This is a genomic window from Undibacterium sp. TC4M20W, from assembly GCF_049340245.1.
Taxonomy (GTDB): domain Bacteria; phylum Pseudomonadota; class Gammaproteobacteria; order Burkholderiales; family Burkholderiaceae_D; genus Undibacterium.
In genome coordinates, this window is the sequence record NZ_JBMPPI010000003.1 from 57,535 (window position 1) to 72,786 (window position 15,252).

Annotated in this window: 14 protein-coding genes; 5 read left to right on the top strand and 9 right to left on the bottom strand. The window is 48.9% G+C overall.

What is annotated here, in order from left to right; all coding sequences use genetic code 11:
* Positions 1–25: 25 nt before the first annotated feature.
* From ACO0LL_RS04735 to ACO0LL_RS04760, 6 genes are all read right to left on the bottom strand, one after another.
* On the bottom strand, positions 26–577 hold the full coding sequence (locus tag ACO0LL_RS04735; protein WP_422949740.1) for a carboxymuconolactone decarboxylase family protein: 552 nt from the start codon (positions 575–577) through the stop codon (positions 26–28).
* A gap of 30 nt (positions 578–607) precedes the next feature.
* Positions 608–1,378 (bottom strand): hypothetical protein, encoded by a 771-nt coding sequence (locus tag ACO0LL_RS04740; RefSeq protein ID WP_422949741.1) that lies wholly within the window; start codon positions 1,376–1,378, stop codon positions 608–610.
* A 205-nt stretch (positions 1,379–1,583) separates the two neighbouring features.
* Positions 1,584–2,243 carry a MarR family winged helix-turn-helix transcriptional regulator gene (locus ACO0LL_RS04745; protein ID WP_422949742.1) on the bottom strand — a complete coding sequence of 220 codons (660 nt, stop codon included), beginning with the start codon at positions 2,241–2,243 and terminating at the stop codon, positions 1,584–1,586.
* 140 nt (positions 2,244–2,383) lie between these two features.
* Entirely contained in the window at positions 2,384–3,229 is an 846-nt protein-coding gene (gene murI / locus ACO0LL_RS04750; RefSeq protein WP_422949743.1) for a glutamate racemase, read from the bottom strand.
* Positions 3,230–3,294: 65 nt separating this feature from the next.
* Positions 3,295–4,818 (bottom strand): fumarate hydratase, encoded by a 1,524-nt coding sequence (locus ACO0LL_RS04755; RefSeq protein ID WP_422949744.1) that lies wholly within the window; start codon positions 4,816–4,818, stop codon positions 3,295–3,297.
* Between the two features lie 182 nt (positions 4,819–5,000).
* A complete protein-coding gene (locus ACO0LL_RS04760) occupies positions 5,001–5,600 on the bottom strand; it encodes a YqhA family protein (RefSeq protein ID WP_422949745.1) in 600 nt (199 codons plus the stop codon).
* Between the two features lie 301 nt (positions 5,601–5,901).
* Between ACO0LL_RS04760 and acs the strand changes: the two genes are divergently transcribed.
* Positions 5,902–7,896 (top strand): acetate--CoA ligase, encoded by a 1,995-nt coding sequence (gene acs / locus ACO0LL_RS04765; protein WP_422949746.1) that lies wholly within the window; start codon positions 5,902–5,904, stop codon positions 7,894–7,896.
* Positions 7,897–7,979: 83 nt separating this feature from the next.
* On the opposite strand, the gene ACO0LL_RS04770 is transcribed toward acs, so the two are convergent.
* The gene (locus ACO0LL_RS04770; protein ID WP_162058843.1) at positions 7,980–8,843 is read right to left on the bottom strand and encodes an AAA family ATPase; all 864 of its coding nucleotides are present in this window, start codon (positions 8,841–8,843) and stop codon (positions 7,980–7,982) included.
* A gap of 271 nt (positions 8,844–9,114) precedes the next feature.
* On the opposite strand from ACO0LL_RS04770, the gene ACO0LL_RS04775 reads away from it, so the two are divergent.
* The 3 genes from ACO0LL_RS04775 to ACO0LL_RS04785 all read left to right on the top strand — a co-directional run bounded on the left by ACO0LL_RS04775 (position 9,115) and on the right by ACO0LL_RS04785 (position 10,116).
* Positions 9,115–9,438 (top strand): c-type cytochrome, encoded by a 324-nt coding sequence (locus ACO0LL_RS04775; protein WP_162041229.1) that lies wholly within the window; start codon positions 9,115–9,117, stop codon positions 9,436–9,438.
* Between the two features lie 27 nt (positions 9,439–9,465).
* A complete protein-coding gene (locus ACO0LL_RS04780) occupies positions 9,466–9,813 on the top strand; it encodes a c-type cytochrome (protein ID WP_422949747.1) in 348 nt (115 codons plus the stop codon).
* Between the two features lie 180 nt (positions 9,814–9,993).
* Complete coding sequence (locus ACO0LL_RS04785) at positions 9,994–10,116, top strand: hypothetical protein (RefSeq protein WP_422949748.1); 123 nt, start codon at positions 9,994–9,996, stop codon at positions 10,114–10,116.
* Between the two features lie 444 nt (positions 10,117–10,560).
* Here ACO0LL_RS04785 and ACO0LL_RS04790 read toward each other — a convergent pair whose 3' ends face one another.
* Entirely contained in the window at positions 10,561–11,697 is a 1,137-nt protein-coding gene (locus ACO0LL_RS04790; protein WP_422949749.1) for a JmjC domain-containing protein, read from the bottom strand.
* Between the two features lie 78 nt (positions 11,698–11,775).
* On the opposite strand from ACO0LL_RS04790, the gene ACO0LL_RS04795 reads away from it, so the two are divergent.
* A complete protein-coding gene (locus tag ACO0LL_RS04795; RefSeq protein ID WP_422949750.1) occupies positions 11,776–12,333 on the top strand; it encodes an FKBP-type peptidyl-prolyl cis-trans isomerase in 558 nt (185 codons plus the stop codon).
* Positions 12,334–12,408: 75 nt separating this feature from the next.
* On the opposite strand, the gene mutS is transcribed toward ACO0LL_RS04795, so the two are convergent.
* Positions 12,409–15,039, bottom strand: coding sequence for a DNA mismatch repair protein MutS (mutS, locus tag ACO0LL_RS04800; protein ID WP_422949751.1), 2,631 nt, complete (start codon positions 15,037–15,039; stop codon positions 12,409–12,411).
* Between the last annotated feature and the right edge of the window lie 213 nt (positions 15,040–15,252).

The window sequence follows — 15,252 nt, forward strand, 5'->3', positions numbered from 1 at the left end:
AGTTATCCGCACCTTGAAAAATTGATTAATTTTTGCTGGTTGCGTTCAACTTGATTCTGGGAAAATCAACCGGGACATCCAGAGCCACATTGATATAATTGGTGTAAAGATTGAGAGCAACGTGCGCCATGATTTCAACGATGTGTTCATCGTCATAACCATGTGACCGCAAGGCTTCCACATCATCTTTATTGATTTGCGCCCGCTGGGTAACTACCTTCATTGCAAATTTCAGTACTGCATCAGTTCTAGCATCATCTGAATTGCCTGACTGGGCTGCCGCCATTTCTGCGGCACTGGCACCTGCTTTTTGTCCCAATACGGTATGTGCTGCCAGGCAGTATTCGCACTGATTCTGGTTGGCTATGGCAACCGCAATTTGCTCTCCCAGTTTTGCTGGAATAACACCATTACCCAAGGCCGCAAACGCAGACCACATGCTATTAAGGGCTGCAGTAGAGTTGGCGACAGCGCGGAACATATTTGGCGTAGCACCAAAGGCAGTATTGATGTCATTCAAAATAGCATGACGAGTACCAGAAGTTTCTTTGAGACTGATGAGTTGGACGTTGGACATGGTGATTCCTTGTTGGTTTGTGGTTTCCACTTATTGATTGAATTTACCTGGCAGGCTGAGATTGCCAGAGGCGACTTTGAAAACATTACTGACGCAAAGTAGTGGGGCATGGACACTGGCATTGACGCGCAGAGCAGCGGTGACACCATCAAAACCGGCAGATTGAATGCTGGCTATATCATCAAAGGGCACACGCACTTCCAGTGTCTTGCCTTTGAATGTGGGGCTCCAGCCAGGGCTGTCTATGAGTATTGGCAAGCCTGGCCAGGTTTTGGGCAGACGAGGTTTGCTACCCTCGGGAATATCAACTACCTTCAGCGAATCTTTGCCACAAGCCTGGTCGGGCTGCAAGACCACCCAGTGTGAGTGCCAGACATTGCCATCATTATTGGGATTACCATCGCCGTTTTCATCAAACAACGGGGTGTCATCAAAGTCAGGGTGAGAAGTTACGGCAAAAGCCAGGATGCCACTTTTAGGCTCGAAACCGACTACGGATGGGTCCAGGGTCGTTGGCCACACATAAGAGAAAACAGAGCTGCCCGCCAGCTTGCCTGATTTGGTAGGCCTGGTCTTGCCAGCCTTGCCAGAGACGGCAATATGAAAAATCGCCACATTGCCTTCAGTCGTGATCTTGGTATGGAAAATATCAAAGTCAGGTTTGATCTTGCTGCTGGCTTCGGTTTGTATGCCGCCATGATGTGCGTGATCATGCGCTGCTGCCCAATGCGTTGCGCTGGCCATTGTCAGGCTGAGACCAAAACCAAGACTGATGCAGAGTTTTTTGTATCTGTGTTCCATGTTTATCTTTCAAATGTCATGTGACGGTTCTGTTTATTGCCGCGCATTGCCAGGCTAATTTTTATGCGCGTACTGCTCAAATCCGATGCAAGAACCACAGCATCAAATATTATTAGTAGGAGTCCTAATTAAATAAGTTAAAAAAATAGGCGATCTGCCTTGGCTAACTCATCTTCAGCTATTCCATTCTTATTTATTTCAGTTTTTATTTCATTTCTATTTTTTTCCAGTTATTGCGAATGATGTTGCTTGCTGTTTGTTGATGCTCAGGGCAATCCAGGCGCAATTGCTCTTTGCGTAAAGGGGCATTCACCAGCGCACAATGGTGGGGCGCGAGCACATCGTCGTTTCTGTCCGGCATGAAGTGCGCACAAGTGACACAGGCGCGTATATCCGGAAAATGCTCGGCTTGCTGCAATTTGCCTATCAGGTTCAGCAGGCTGGTAAAAGTTTGCTCTTGTGCTGCAGGTGACAACTGCTCGATAGCGTCACTGGCAAAGTCGGTTGCACCAGCTATTTTTTTGACCAACGCATGACCATCGGCAGTAAGCCTCAGAGCGATGGCACGACCATCGTCGGGAGCGCGGGCTTTTTCTACTAATCCCTTGGCAGTCAATGAGCTCACAGAATCGCTGGCGCTGGCTGTGCTGACGCCCAATTGCTCGGCTATCCACGACAGCCTGACAGCATCTTTGCGTGCCGCCAGCATGTCTATGATATCGACTTGCGTAGGGTTCAAACCTTCTGACGTGGCGAATTGCCAGGTGCCCGAGCGCAATACGCCAGCAATTCTGGCAATCGCATCCAGTATGCGTTCACTGGTTGCTGGCGTTTCTTCCCAAGGATGGCTGGCTGGCTTTTTCATGTGAGCATTATGGCGCAATAAAATAGATATGTAAAGGAGTCCTAATTAAATTGTTTGTGTTTTGATTTATTGTGGATTTACCTGCTTCTATGATAGGGTTTTATCAGTGCAGTTGAAGAAGGATGAAGCTGGTGCTGAAATCAGTTGCTGAAGGTGGAGACACTTAATTTGTCTTCTGGTATGTCAATCCATTGAGTGCAGGCGTGTTTCAACTTATCTGGATTGCCGTTGGTGTAAGCATTAATGCGGGGAATAGCGCTGCTAGTATTTGTCAGATCGTGCTCAGCCAGCAAACGTTGCATTTGGGATGCAACGGCTTTTCCGGTATCAATGAGTGTGATGGGTTCACCGTCAGGAATATGCGCAGACGTGAGTTCCTGTATAAGCTTGGCTACAAAGGGATAATGGGTACAACCCAGGACCAGGGTATCGACTTGTGCGGTTAGCAAAGGGTTCAGATATTTTTCCAGCAAAAGCCGGGTTTGATCTCCATTTGCTTCTACTTTTTCTATTTGATCGACCAGGCCTACGCAGGCTTGGGGAATGAATTCCACGCCAGTCTCTGCACTTAACTTTGTGCTCAAGTGCTGATATTTTTCGCTTTGTATTGTGGAGAGGGTGGCCAGTACGCCGACTTTTTTTGTCTTGCTGAGCAGGCTTGCCGGTTTCAAACCTGGTTCCATACCAACAATGATAAGGTCTGGATAATGCAGTCGCAGATGTTTAATGGCTGCTGCGGTGGCCGTATTGCAGGCAACTACCAATGCCTTGATTTTCTTGCTCAGCAAAAAATCTGTGACGGCGATGCTGCGCTTCAGAATTTCTGCACTGGTCTTGTCACCATAAGGTGCAAAACCTGAATCTGCCACATACAGCAATGCTTCATGTGGCAGGGTCTGGCGTATGTGCTGCAATACTGACAGGCCACCAAGGCCAGAATCAAATACCCCAACCGGAGCAGAGCGTGCAAATTCCTCTGATGCCATCGGGGTATTTATTCCTGTTTCAGCCAGTAATATTCAACAATAATCAGGATGCGATCGAGACGTGATCAGGATGCACTGACAGGAATGATACCTATCTTCGCCTGCCATTCTTTAGGGCCAGTGTTGTGTACAGATATGCCGCTGGAATCAACCGCAACCGTGACTGGCATATCGACAACATCAAATTCATAGATCGCTTCCATGCCCAAGTCAGCAAAACCAACTACGGTCGCTGATTTGATGGCCTTGGAAACCAGGTAAGCCGCACCACCCACTGCCATCAGATATGCAGACTGGTGTTTGCGTATGGATTCGATGGCGACCGGGCCGCGTTCTGCCTTGCCTATCATCGAGATCAGGCCGGTTTTTTCCAGCATCATGTCGGTGAATTTATCCATGCGGGTGGCAGTCGTCGGGCCAGCTGGGCCAACTGCTTCATCACGTACGGGATCAACCGGGCCTACGTAGTAAATCACGCGGTTGGTGAAGTCGACAGGCAATTGCTCACCTTTGGCCAGCATGTCCTGAATGCGTTTGTGGGCAGCGTCACGGCCAGTCAGCATTTTGCCGTTCAGGAGCAAGGTCTGGCCTGGTTTCCAGGAGGCGACTTCTTCCTTGGTCAGAGTGTTCAGATCAACGCGCTTGGATTTTTCTGTATCAGGCGCCCAGCTTACATCTGGCCAGTCAGACAGTTTTGGTGGTTCTATATAGCTGGGGCCAGAACCATCCAGCACAAAATGCGCATGACGTGTGGCCGCGCAATTAGGGATCATGGCAACCGGCTTGGATGCAGCATGTGTAGGGTACATATTGATCTTGACGTCGAGTACTGTCGTCAAGCCACCCAGGCCTTGTGCGCCTATGCCCAGTGCATTGATCTTGTCGCACAGTTCTATACGCAATTCTTCAGTTTTGTTTTGCGGGCCACGTTGCTTGAGCTCATACATGTCGATGTCATCCATCAAGGATTCTTTCGCCATCAGCATGGCTTTTTCTGCAGTACCGCCTATACCTATGCCCAGCATTCCCGGCGGACACCAGCCCGCGCCCATGGTAGGCACGGTTTTCATGACCCAGTCAATCAGAGAATCAGACGGGTTCAGCATGACAAACTTGGTTTTGTTCTCAGAGCCGCCGCCTTTGGCTGCGACTTTGACATCTACCGTATCGCCAGGAACCAGTTCCATATGTACTACAGCAGGTGTGTTGTCCTTGGTGTTTTTGCGTTCAAAGTGCGGGTCGGCGACGATAGAGGCGCGCAGTTTATTGTCGGGGTCGTTATAACCACGACGCACACCTTCGTTGACTGCATCAATGATGGAGCCGCTGAATCCTTCAAAGCGCACGCTCATGCCGATTTTCAGGAATACATTGACGATTCCTGTGTCCTGGCAAATAGGACGGCGGCCCTCCGCGCACATGCGCGAGTTGGTCAGAATTTGGGCAATCGCATCTTTTGCTGCCGGGCTTTGCTCGGCTTCATAAGCGCGCGCCAGGTGGGCGATATAGTCGGCTGGATGATAGTAACTGATGTACTGCAGCGCGGCGGCTACTGATTCGATCAGATCGTCTTGCTTGATGACTGTCATGATTTGGCTCTGGGCTAGGTGAAAGAAAACTGGTGTTACAGATATTACAGCTGATAATTAAAAGTAAATTACTCAAACTTGTGTGTGCTGCATGACGGAATCATTCATTGCCATGCAGCTCTTGTTGTTAATTGTAGTTGCTAGTCTGCGACTCTCAATAGGTAGCTATCAATAGGCAACTATCAATGTTTATCGGCCGCCAGTGCGGTATCCGTCATGATGCGATCGCAATGCGCAATTGCCAGGGCCGACAACAAAAACACCATGTGTATGCCCGTCTGGGCAAGTATGACTTGACCGTCGTAATTGCCTGCATTGATAAAAGTCTTTAATAAATGGATGGATGAAATGCCAATAATCGCCATGGCCAGTTTGACTTTAAGTACTGATGCATTGACATGAGACAGCCATTCGGGCTGGTCAGGATGTCCATCCAGGCCCAGGCGAGATACAAAAGTCTCATAACCGCCAATAATCACCATGATGAGCAAGTTGGAAATCATGACGACGTCAATCAAGCCAAGCACGACCAGCATGATGGTGGTTTCTGTGAGTTTGCTTGGTCTCGTGCCACCGGTGGAAACTGCGTCCAAGATATGCTTCAGCGCGGATTCGTTACCCATTGCTGCACCTATCAAATCCACCAGTTCCACCCAGAAGTGAAATACATAAACGCATTGCGCAAGTATTAATCCGAGATAAAGTGGTAGCTGCAGCCAGCGGCTAAAGAAAATCAGGCTGGCAAGGGGAGATAGTTTGGCTGGGGCAACTGGTTTGGTCATGTCGGCAATCGTTGGTGGAAAGGGCAGTTTTTAACGCAAGTCAGTATTTTACATGTGCAGGGCCTGCTCGTGTAGCGCGGCAGATATAGCTATTTCAATATCAGGTATGTAGTGGAGATGTAATGGTATCTTTGTGGTATCATTTTTCAAAAGTGCAAGCGTAAGGCTTGAGTAAGTCTCCAAGTTTATGGTTTGCCCTGTGCTTAAAGGTGATAATTACTGCCACAATCTGGTGCAATGCCAGCTTGGGGTGAAGCTGTAGTGAAGATTTTAATCTAACGATAACAAGCTGGAGATAACAATGTCTGACCTCAACGCTGCGCAAGCTGAAGCTAAAACAGAATCCCGCGTTTTTTACCCCCCGGCCGCATTTGTTGCCAATGCAGCTATCCCAAGCATGGAAGCGTATAACGCACTATGCAAAGAAGCTGAACAGGATTACGAAGGTTTCTGGGCGCGTCTGGCACGCGAAAACCTGCACTGGCACAAAGATTTCAGTACGGTATTGGATGAATCCACCGCACCCATGTACAAATGGTTTGAAGATGGTTTATTGAACGTGTCTTACAACTGTCTGGATGTGAATCTGCAAAAAGGCAATGGCGATAAAGTAGCGCTGATTTTTGAGGCGGATGGTGGTGATGTTACCAAGGTAACGTACAAGGATTTGCATGCAAAAGTCTGTCAGTTTGCCAATGGCTTGAAGTCTCTGGGTATCAGCAAGGGTGACCGTGTTGTGATCTACATGCCCATGTCCGTTGAAGGCGTGGTTGCCATGCAGGCCTGCGCACGCATAGGTGCAACACACTCCGTGGTGTTTGGTGGCTTCTCAGCAAAATCCCTGCAAGAACGTATCGTGGATGTGGGTGCGGTTGCTGTTATCACTGCCGATGAACAAGTCCGTGGCGGCAAGCATTTACCCCTGAAGGCCATCGTCGATGAAGCGCTGGCTCTAGGCGATTGCGAAAAGGTAAAAAGCGTTGTCGTCTATAAGCGTACAGGTGGCAATGTTAATATTGCGGCTGGTCGTGATGTCTGGATGCATGAGCTGGTAGCTACGCAATCCGCAGTGTGTGAGCCTGAATGGGTCAGCGCAGAACATCCTCTGTTCATACTCTATACCTCAGGCTCTACCGGTAAACCAAAAGGTGTGCAGCATTCGTCGGGTGGCTATTTGTTGTGGGCTATCCTGACGATGAAATGGACCTTCGATATCAAACCGTCTGATGTGTTCTGGTGTACCGCCGACATAGGCTGGGTCACGGGCCACACCTATATTACCTATGGCCCACTGGCGGCAGGCGCTACTGAAATCGTGTTTGAAGGCATACCAACCTTCCCGAATGCCGGGCGTTTCTGGAGCATGATAGAAAAACACAAGGCCACCATTTTCTATACTGCGCCGACAGCGATACGTTCGCTGATCAAGGCTGCGGATGGTGATGCCAATATCCATCCCAATAAATATGATTTGTCCTCCCTGCGCCTGCTGGGTTCTGTTGGTGAGCCTATCAATCCTGAGGCCTGGATGTGGTACTACAATAATATTGGCCGCAGCAATTGCCCGATTGTTGATACCTTCTGGCAGACAGAAACGGGTGGCCATATGATGACACCATTGCCAGGCGCAACACCTATGGTGCCTGGTTCCTGCACCTTGCCTTTGCCAGGCATCATGTCCGCCATTGTTGATGAAACTGGCCATGATTTGCCGAACGGGCAGGGCGGTATCCTGGTTGTCAAACGTCCTTGGCCGTCAATGATACGCACGATCTGGGGCGATCCTGAGCGCTTCAAGAAAAGCTATTTCCCGGAAGAGTTCGGCGGCAAAGTTTATCTGGCCGGTGACGGCGCGATACGCAATAAAGATACCGGCTATTTCACCATCACTGGCCGTATCGATGACGTGTTGAATGTCTCTGGTCACCGCATGGGTACGATGGAAATTGAATCTGCCCTGGTGGCAAACCCGCTGGTCGCAGAAGCTGCTGTAGTTGGCAAGCCCGATGAGACTACTGGCGAAGCGATTTGTGCGTTCGTGGTATTGAAGCGTACACGCCCAACAGGTGATGAAGCCAAACAAATTGCGACTGAATTGCGCAACTGGGTAGCGAAAGAAATTGGCCCTATCGCCAAGCCCAAGGAAATCCGCTTTGGTGATAATTTGCCCAAGACACGTTCTGGCAAAATCATGCGTCGCTTGCTGCGTGTATTGGCCAAGGGCGAAGAAATTACCCAGGATATTTCGACACTGGAAAATCCAGCTATTCTGGAGCAACTGAAGCAAGCACAATAGGCAAGCGCAATAAGCAAGTGCATTAATTGAGTCGTAAAAAAATGGCGCTGCACTGCAGCGCCATTTTTATCATTGCATCTTGTTTAGCGATTAGTGCGTGACATATACACTAGGCGTTCAAATAAATGCACATCCTGCTCATTCTTTAGTAAGGCTCCATGCAGGGGAGGGACAATGGCTTTATTGTCCTTGCTGCGCATCGCTTCTGCCGGTATATCTTCTGCTAGCAAAAGTTTTAACCAGTCTATGAATTCCGAGGTGGAAGGTTTTTTCTTCAGGCCGGCAACATCGCGGATTTCGTAAAAAGTTTGCAATGCCTGGGCCAGCAAGTCTGATTTTAATTTTGGGAAATGCACATCAACGATCTTTTGCATCGTTTCCTTGTCCGGGAATTTGATGTAATGGAAGAAGCAGCGGCGCAAGAAGGCATCTGGCAGCTCTTTTTCATTGTTGGACGTAATAATGACCAGCGGGCGATGTTTGGCGCGCACCATCTCGCGGGTTTCATAGACATAAAACTCCATGCGGTCCAGCTCACGCAACAAATCATTCGGGAATTCTATGTCTGCCTTGTCGATTTCATCGATAAGCAAAACCACAGGCTCGTCAGCAGTAAAGGCCTGCCACAGCACACCTTTGATGATGTAGTTGTGGATGTCTTTGACTCTTTCATCACCGAGTTGGGAATCACGCAGGCGCGAAACAGCATCGTACTCATACAGTCCCTGCTGTGCTTTGGTCGTGGACTTGATATGCCATTGCATCAGGGGCATGTTCAGGGCGGCAGCGACTTCTTCTGCCAGCATGGTCTTGCCTGTGCCTGGCTCACCTTTGATCAAGAGTGGACGTTGCAGACTCAGGGCAGCATTGACTGCCAGTTTCAAATCATCGGTAGCGACATAATTGTCGGCACCGTCAAAGCGTAAAGTAGTTGGCGCTTGTGTCATGGATATAAACTCGACGTGTAGGGTTGCTTGAGAGTGTAAAGAGTATAAGCGAGAATTTGTCCTCTTGTGAACGGCTGTTCTTTTTTCTGTGCAGACAGCGCAGAAAGGCAATAATTTTTTTACCCGGAGTTGCGTAAGTGCAGCTTTTTTGCCCTTTGGAGAGGCGCGTGTACCAGGTTTTTTACGCAAATTTGATTGTAATCAGCTAAAATGCTGAGTTATATCAAAACACTGAATTTATTGATCTGCCTGCTAATTAATAATCGCTAATATGAAAAAATTGTTTGCACTCCTCGCTATGGCGAGCCTCGCTCAAGCTGCTACTGCGGCAGATCCGGTTGGCAATCCTAAAGATGCTGCTGATAAAAAAATCGCGATGTGTATTGGTTGCCATGGTATTCCTGGCTACAAAGCGAGCTTCCCTGAGGTGTATCAGGTGCCTATGATAGGTGGGCAATCTGCCAAATACATAGAGAGTGCTTTGAAGGCCTACCAAAAAGGTGATCGCAAGCATCCATCCATGCGTGGTATTGCTGGCAGTTTGACAGAGCAGGACATCGCAGATCTGGCGGCATATTACTCTCAACAAAAATAAGAATAGAAATAGGAATAGGATACGATCATGAAGAAAACTCTGTTGATGGCAACTTTGTTGTCCACTTTGTCTTTCGCAGCTCATGCGGGTGGCAATATAGAAGCTGGTAAAGAAGCGGCAAAAAAATTCAATTGCGCTTCTTGCCATGGTGACAATTATTCCAAGCCTATCGATCCCAGCTATCCTAAGTTAGCTGGTCAGCACGCCGATTACATTGCCCAGGCTTTGCACGCTTATCAGCGTGGAGGTGATGCAGCAAATGGCCGTTCCAACCCGACCATGGCAACACAGGCCAAGGCATTGTCAAACCAGGATATACAAAATATCGCTGCTTATCTGCATAGCTTGCCAAGCGAGCTGGTGTTGAAGAAATAAGCTCTTGCAAAAAACAGTTTTTGCTTGATACAAAAAAGCCACGATGATTCGTGGCTTTTTTTATATCTTTGCGCTTTAACTTGTTTGCTTCTTTGTTATGACTGTTTGCCTATTTCAAGGCGAAAAAAAACCGGCTGAAAGCCGGTTTTTCTTAAGTAATTAAAAATTACTTGGAAGCAGATGCAGAAGCTGCTGCTGGAGCGGAAGCTGCTGCAGATGCCGCAGGAGCTGCGCCAGATGCTGCAGCTGCGTCAGAAGCTGGAGCTGGAGCTGGAGTTGCTGCTGGGGCTTCTGCTGGAGTAGAAGCTGGTGCTGGTGCTGTTGCAGATGCGGAAGCTGCTGGAGCGGATGCTTCAGGAGCTTTTTTCTCGCCGCAAGCAGCCAGAGTCAATGCCAACAGGGAAACGAGCAAGAGTGATTTTTTCATGTTTGTACTTTCAATAAATAGATCAAAAAAGAAGATCAAAACTTTGCGATGAATAATTACCGGTAATTATCGCTCTATAGGTTAATTCGCGAGCTTCTCGCCAAAACGACATTCGGCCCCTACGAAAGTTTCCTAACCCGGAATTATAATGATTTTTCCATTAATGGAATAGGCATAGATGCATTTTTGCACTCAAATCAATCATTATTTCTAGACAAGACGCTATTTTTAGTAGGAAATTTCAGGTTTTCCATGAAAATAAACTACTTTTAGGAAGAAAATTTTCTTTCATATTTCAAAATAATGACGCGTTGCAGCAATCATTGACGTAGATCCAGCCAGCCGTCTTCATACCAAAGGCAAAAAGTTTCTATCGCATCTGCGGAAATATTCGCCAGATCAGCGCCGTCCAGCTCTCTTTGATTTGCTAATTTGTTCAGGCAAATTTTGTCTTCTTTGCCAACGGCGAACGACTCTCCGTTGATGAACACATGTTTGCCTTTATATAACATCAACGACTTGCGCGATAGCTTCAGACCATTTTTCAGGGCCGATTGATGGAAGCGTTTAGGTGCCAGTGGTTTTTCCGGTCCGCTGAAGAAAACACTGGGCTTGGGCTCGGTCAGGTGTTCACCCAGGAAAATGAGTACGTCATCATCAGTAAATTGAATCTTGGCAATCTCTTCAGCAACCTGCTCCAGCATTTCATTACTGATTTCTGCCGGTTTGGTACTGACTTTCAGGTCAGGGTCTGCATATCGTCCTGGCAAGTCTATCGAGTCAGACATGAAGTGCAGGAAGGATTCCCCCAGTTCCTGGTAAGACGGCGCACGGAAACCTATGGAGTAAGTCATGCACTCACCGATAGCGACACCATCATGGGCATATTTTGGCGGCAGATAGAGCATGTCGCCCGGCTCCAGCACGAATTCCTGTTCAGCCTTGAAGTTGCGCAAAATCTTGAGAGGCATGCCATCAATCAATGTCAGGTCTTTTTGTGCGCCTATGCGCCATTTACGCTGACCATGCGCCTGCAGCAGGAATACATCATAAGAATCAAAATGTGGGCCAACGCCACCGCCGTCAGCGGCAAAGCTGATCATCAGGTCATCAAGTCTGCTGTCAGGGATGAAGCGAAATTGCCTGAGCAGCGCATCAGCCTTGTCATCATGCAAATTAACCCCTTGGACAAGTAGGGTCCAGTCTTTCTTTTCCTTGACTGGTATGCTGGCCTGCGGGCCAGACTTCATTTCCCAGTGTTTGTTGAAGAAGCTGATGAGCCTGGATTCAACATCCTCACGGCCAGCCATGTCAAACAAATCATCTTTGGGGATCAGTGGCTGGAAGTCAGGAATAGCCTGGCGTATCAGCAAGGGCTTCTTGTGCCAGTATTCGCTGAGAAATTCTTCTGCTGTAATGCCGCCCAGCAGGGGCAGGGGAGTGGTATTTTTTTTCATGCCCGCATTATAGGCTGAGGCAAAGGACTCGACTAGACAGGTATAATCGCAAGGCACATAAATTTTTAAGGAATTGCTATGAAGATAGGCAAAAATTCAGTTGTTACTGCAGTCTATACCTTGAAAGACGCACAAGACAATCTGATAGAAGAAGGTCAGGAGCCTATGGTTTACCTGCATGGCGGGTACGACAATGTGTTTCCCAAGATAGAAGAGGCTCTGGAAGGCAAGGAAAAGGGCTTCAGCACGATTATCCAACTCAATCCTGAAGATGCCTTTGGTGATTACGATGCCGCCCTGGTAAAGGTCGAGCCACGCGAGCGCTTCCCGTCACCGCTGGAAGTCGGCATGCAGTTTGAAGGCATGCCAGAAGAATCGGATGATGATGCCGATGAAGACAATGCCCATATTTTTACCGTCACGGATATTGCTGACGATAAAGTCGTGCTTGATGGCAATCATCCGCTGGCTGGCATCGCTTTGCGTTTTAGCCTGACGGTAGAAGATGTACGTGCCGCTTCTGATGAAGAAGTCGCCCATGGCCATGTGCATGGTGCTCACGGTCATCATCACGACGAAGATAATGAGGATGACGAAGGTACTGGCGATGAATATCGCAGCCACCCTTTGCACTAAGCAGTAATAAAAAATGCCGCTGATTGATTTCAGCGGCATTTTTCATTTGAAGGGACTTGTAGGGGCTTGTTTAAATCAGGCCTGCTTTGCCAGGTTTTTTAATTCGTACAAGGCTGCCAATGCTTCCCTTGGCGTCATGCTATCCGGGTCCATGGTGTCAAGCGTATCCATCAATTCAGTATTGATTGGTGCCTGTTCCACGACTTCCGCTTCTGGTGCAAAAGCTGCTGAAGAGAATAAATCAAACTGTGGCGTAGATTGCAGTGATTGCGCTTCCAGATCTGCCAGATGCTTGCGTGCAGAGCGGATAACTGGCTGAGGTATGCCCGCCAGTTGCGCCACCTGCAAACCATAGCTTTGAGAGGCAGGGCCGGCCTGTACCGCATGCAGGAAAACGATGTTTTCCTTATGCTCCACTGCCGATAAATGCACGTTTTCTGCAGACGGGTGCACTTCAGGTAATTGCGTCAGTTCAAAATAATGCGTGGCGAACAGCGTGTAGCTCTTGGATACCTGTATCAGATGTTTGGCAATTGCCCATGCCAGGGCAAGGCCGTCAAAGGTTGATGTGCCACGACCCACTTCATCCATCAATACCAGTGAATGGTCAGTTGCCCCGTTCAGGATGGCTGCTGATTCTGTCATTTCCACCATGAAGGTAGAGCGGCCACCGGCCAGGTCATCCGCCGCACCTATACGTGTGAAAATACGGTCTATCGGGCCTATCGTCACTTCAGAGGCTGGTACATAACTGCCGACATAAGCGAGCAGCGTGATCAGGGCCACCTGGCGCATGAAGGTCGATTTACCACCCATGTTGGGGCCAGTGATCAGCAATAATTTACGCTCGGCAGAAAAATCGCAATCATTCGCGATAAAGCGTTCTATCTGGTTTTCAACTACAGGGTGGCGACCCTGGACGATATGCAGCGTAGGTTCATCCACCAATTGCGGCGCGCACCAGTTATTTTTGGTGGCATGTTCAGCCAGGCTGACCAGGGTATCGAGTTGGGCAATTGCATTCGCCACTCTTTGCAGCAGGGGTACTTGTGGCAGCAAATCTTGCAGCAGGCGTTCATACAGCATTTTTTCACGCACCAGGGCACGCTCCTGTGCTGACAAGGCCTTGTCTTCAAACGCCTTCAGTTCTGGCGTGATATAGCGCTCAGCATTTTTTAGAGTCTGGCGACGTCGATAATTGTCCGGCACTTTATCGCTTTGCCCATTCGTGACTTCAATATAAAAACCGTGCACACGGTTATATTCGACGCGCAGATTGGCAATGCCGGTACGTTCACGTTCTGACACTTCCAGATCTATCAGGAATTGCCCGGCATTCTCAGACAGTGCGCGCAATTCATCGAGCTCTGCATCAAAGCCAGTCGCGATCACACCCCCGTCACGTACCATGGTCGCTGGTTGCAGCATCAAGCCACGCTCCAGCAGATCCAGGCATTCTGTTGGCGTGTCCAGATCAGACAAGACCTTGGTAAGCAGGCTGGTTTGGTTATCGGCAATACACAGGCTGACATAATTGCGCAAGCCCGGCAGGTTTTGCATGCCATCACGCAGCGCGGATAAATCACGTGGGCGCGCCGACTGCAGGGCAATACGCGTCGTAATACGTTCTATGTCAGGGATGGCTTTTAAAGTGGTCGCCAGGCCATCGGTGGAGTCTGCCTGTATCAGCGCCTTGATCGCGTCATGACGTGCCCTGGCGACTGCCTGATCGCGGCGTGCATGGTGCAACCAGTGACGCAGTAGGCGTGAGCCCATGGCAGTGCGGCAATGATCAAGCAAAGAAAACAGCGTAGGTGATTCTTGACCGCGCAGGGTCTCTGTCAATTCCAGATTGCGGCGCGTCGCAGTATCCAGTCCTATGAATTCATGTTCGCTCTCGACATTAAGGGTATTGACATGCTTCAGGCCACGGCCTTGCGTGCTTTCCGCATAGCGCAGCAATGCACCAGCGGCACCCAGTGCCGCACTCAGGTTTTCTACCCCAAAGCCCGTCAATGAGGCTGTGCCCAGTTGGTCCTGCAAGGCTTTTTGCCCCTGCTTGACATCAAAGTGCCAGTCGGGTAATTCAGAGAATTTGCCCGGGAGTTGAGCATAATGCTCATCCAGCAAAAGCGTACCGGCAGACAGCAATACTTCAGCAGGGCTGATACGTTCAAGTTCCTGTTGCAGACGTTGTGGCAAGGATTTTTCATCCGTCGATACTTCCATCAACTTCAGGGCGCCGCTGGCCAGTGACAGCCAGGCCAGGCCTATGCTGACGGTTTTTCTTTGCTGCAGCATGCACAGCGACACCAATGGGCGGTCAGATTTCTCAGGCAACAAATCAGTGTCAGTCAGCGTACCCGGGGTGATCACGCGCATGACTTTGCGCTCTACGGGCCCCTTGCTGGTCGCCGGATCACCGATCTGTTCGCAGATTGCCGCTGATTCACCTATCTTGACCAGCTTGGCCAGATAAGGCTCCAGGGAATGGAAGGGCACGCCCGCCATCTTGATCGGTTCGCCACCAGAGCTACCACGCTGGGTCAGAGTGATACCCAGCAAACGCGAAACTTTTTCGGCATCGCCAAAAAACAGTTCATAAAAATCGCCCATGCGATAGAACACCAGAGTTTCTGGATAGTCTGCTTTGATGCGCAGATATTGCTGCATCATTGGGGTGTGTTGTGTTTCCTTGTTGCTCATAAGTAGTTGATTCTTATTATTTATTCTTGTAAGTGCTTGATTTTAATAGTCAATGTGGCCTGCGTTACTATTTGTCTGAGTACCACCAAAACCCATCAAAACATCTGTACACTTCTGTTTTAGCGTAGCTTTTGGTCATGTTGTTTAACTAAACCTACGCCAATAAAATTTTGCTCAAAATTTCAGCAGTAAAACCTACGCCATTTGCTATGA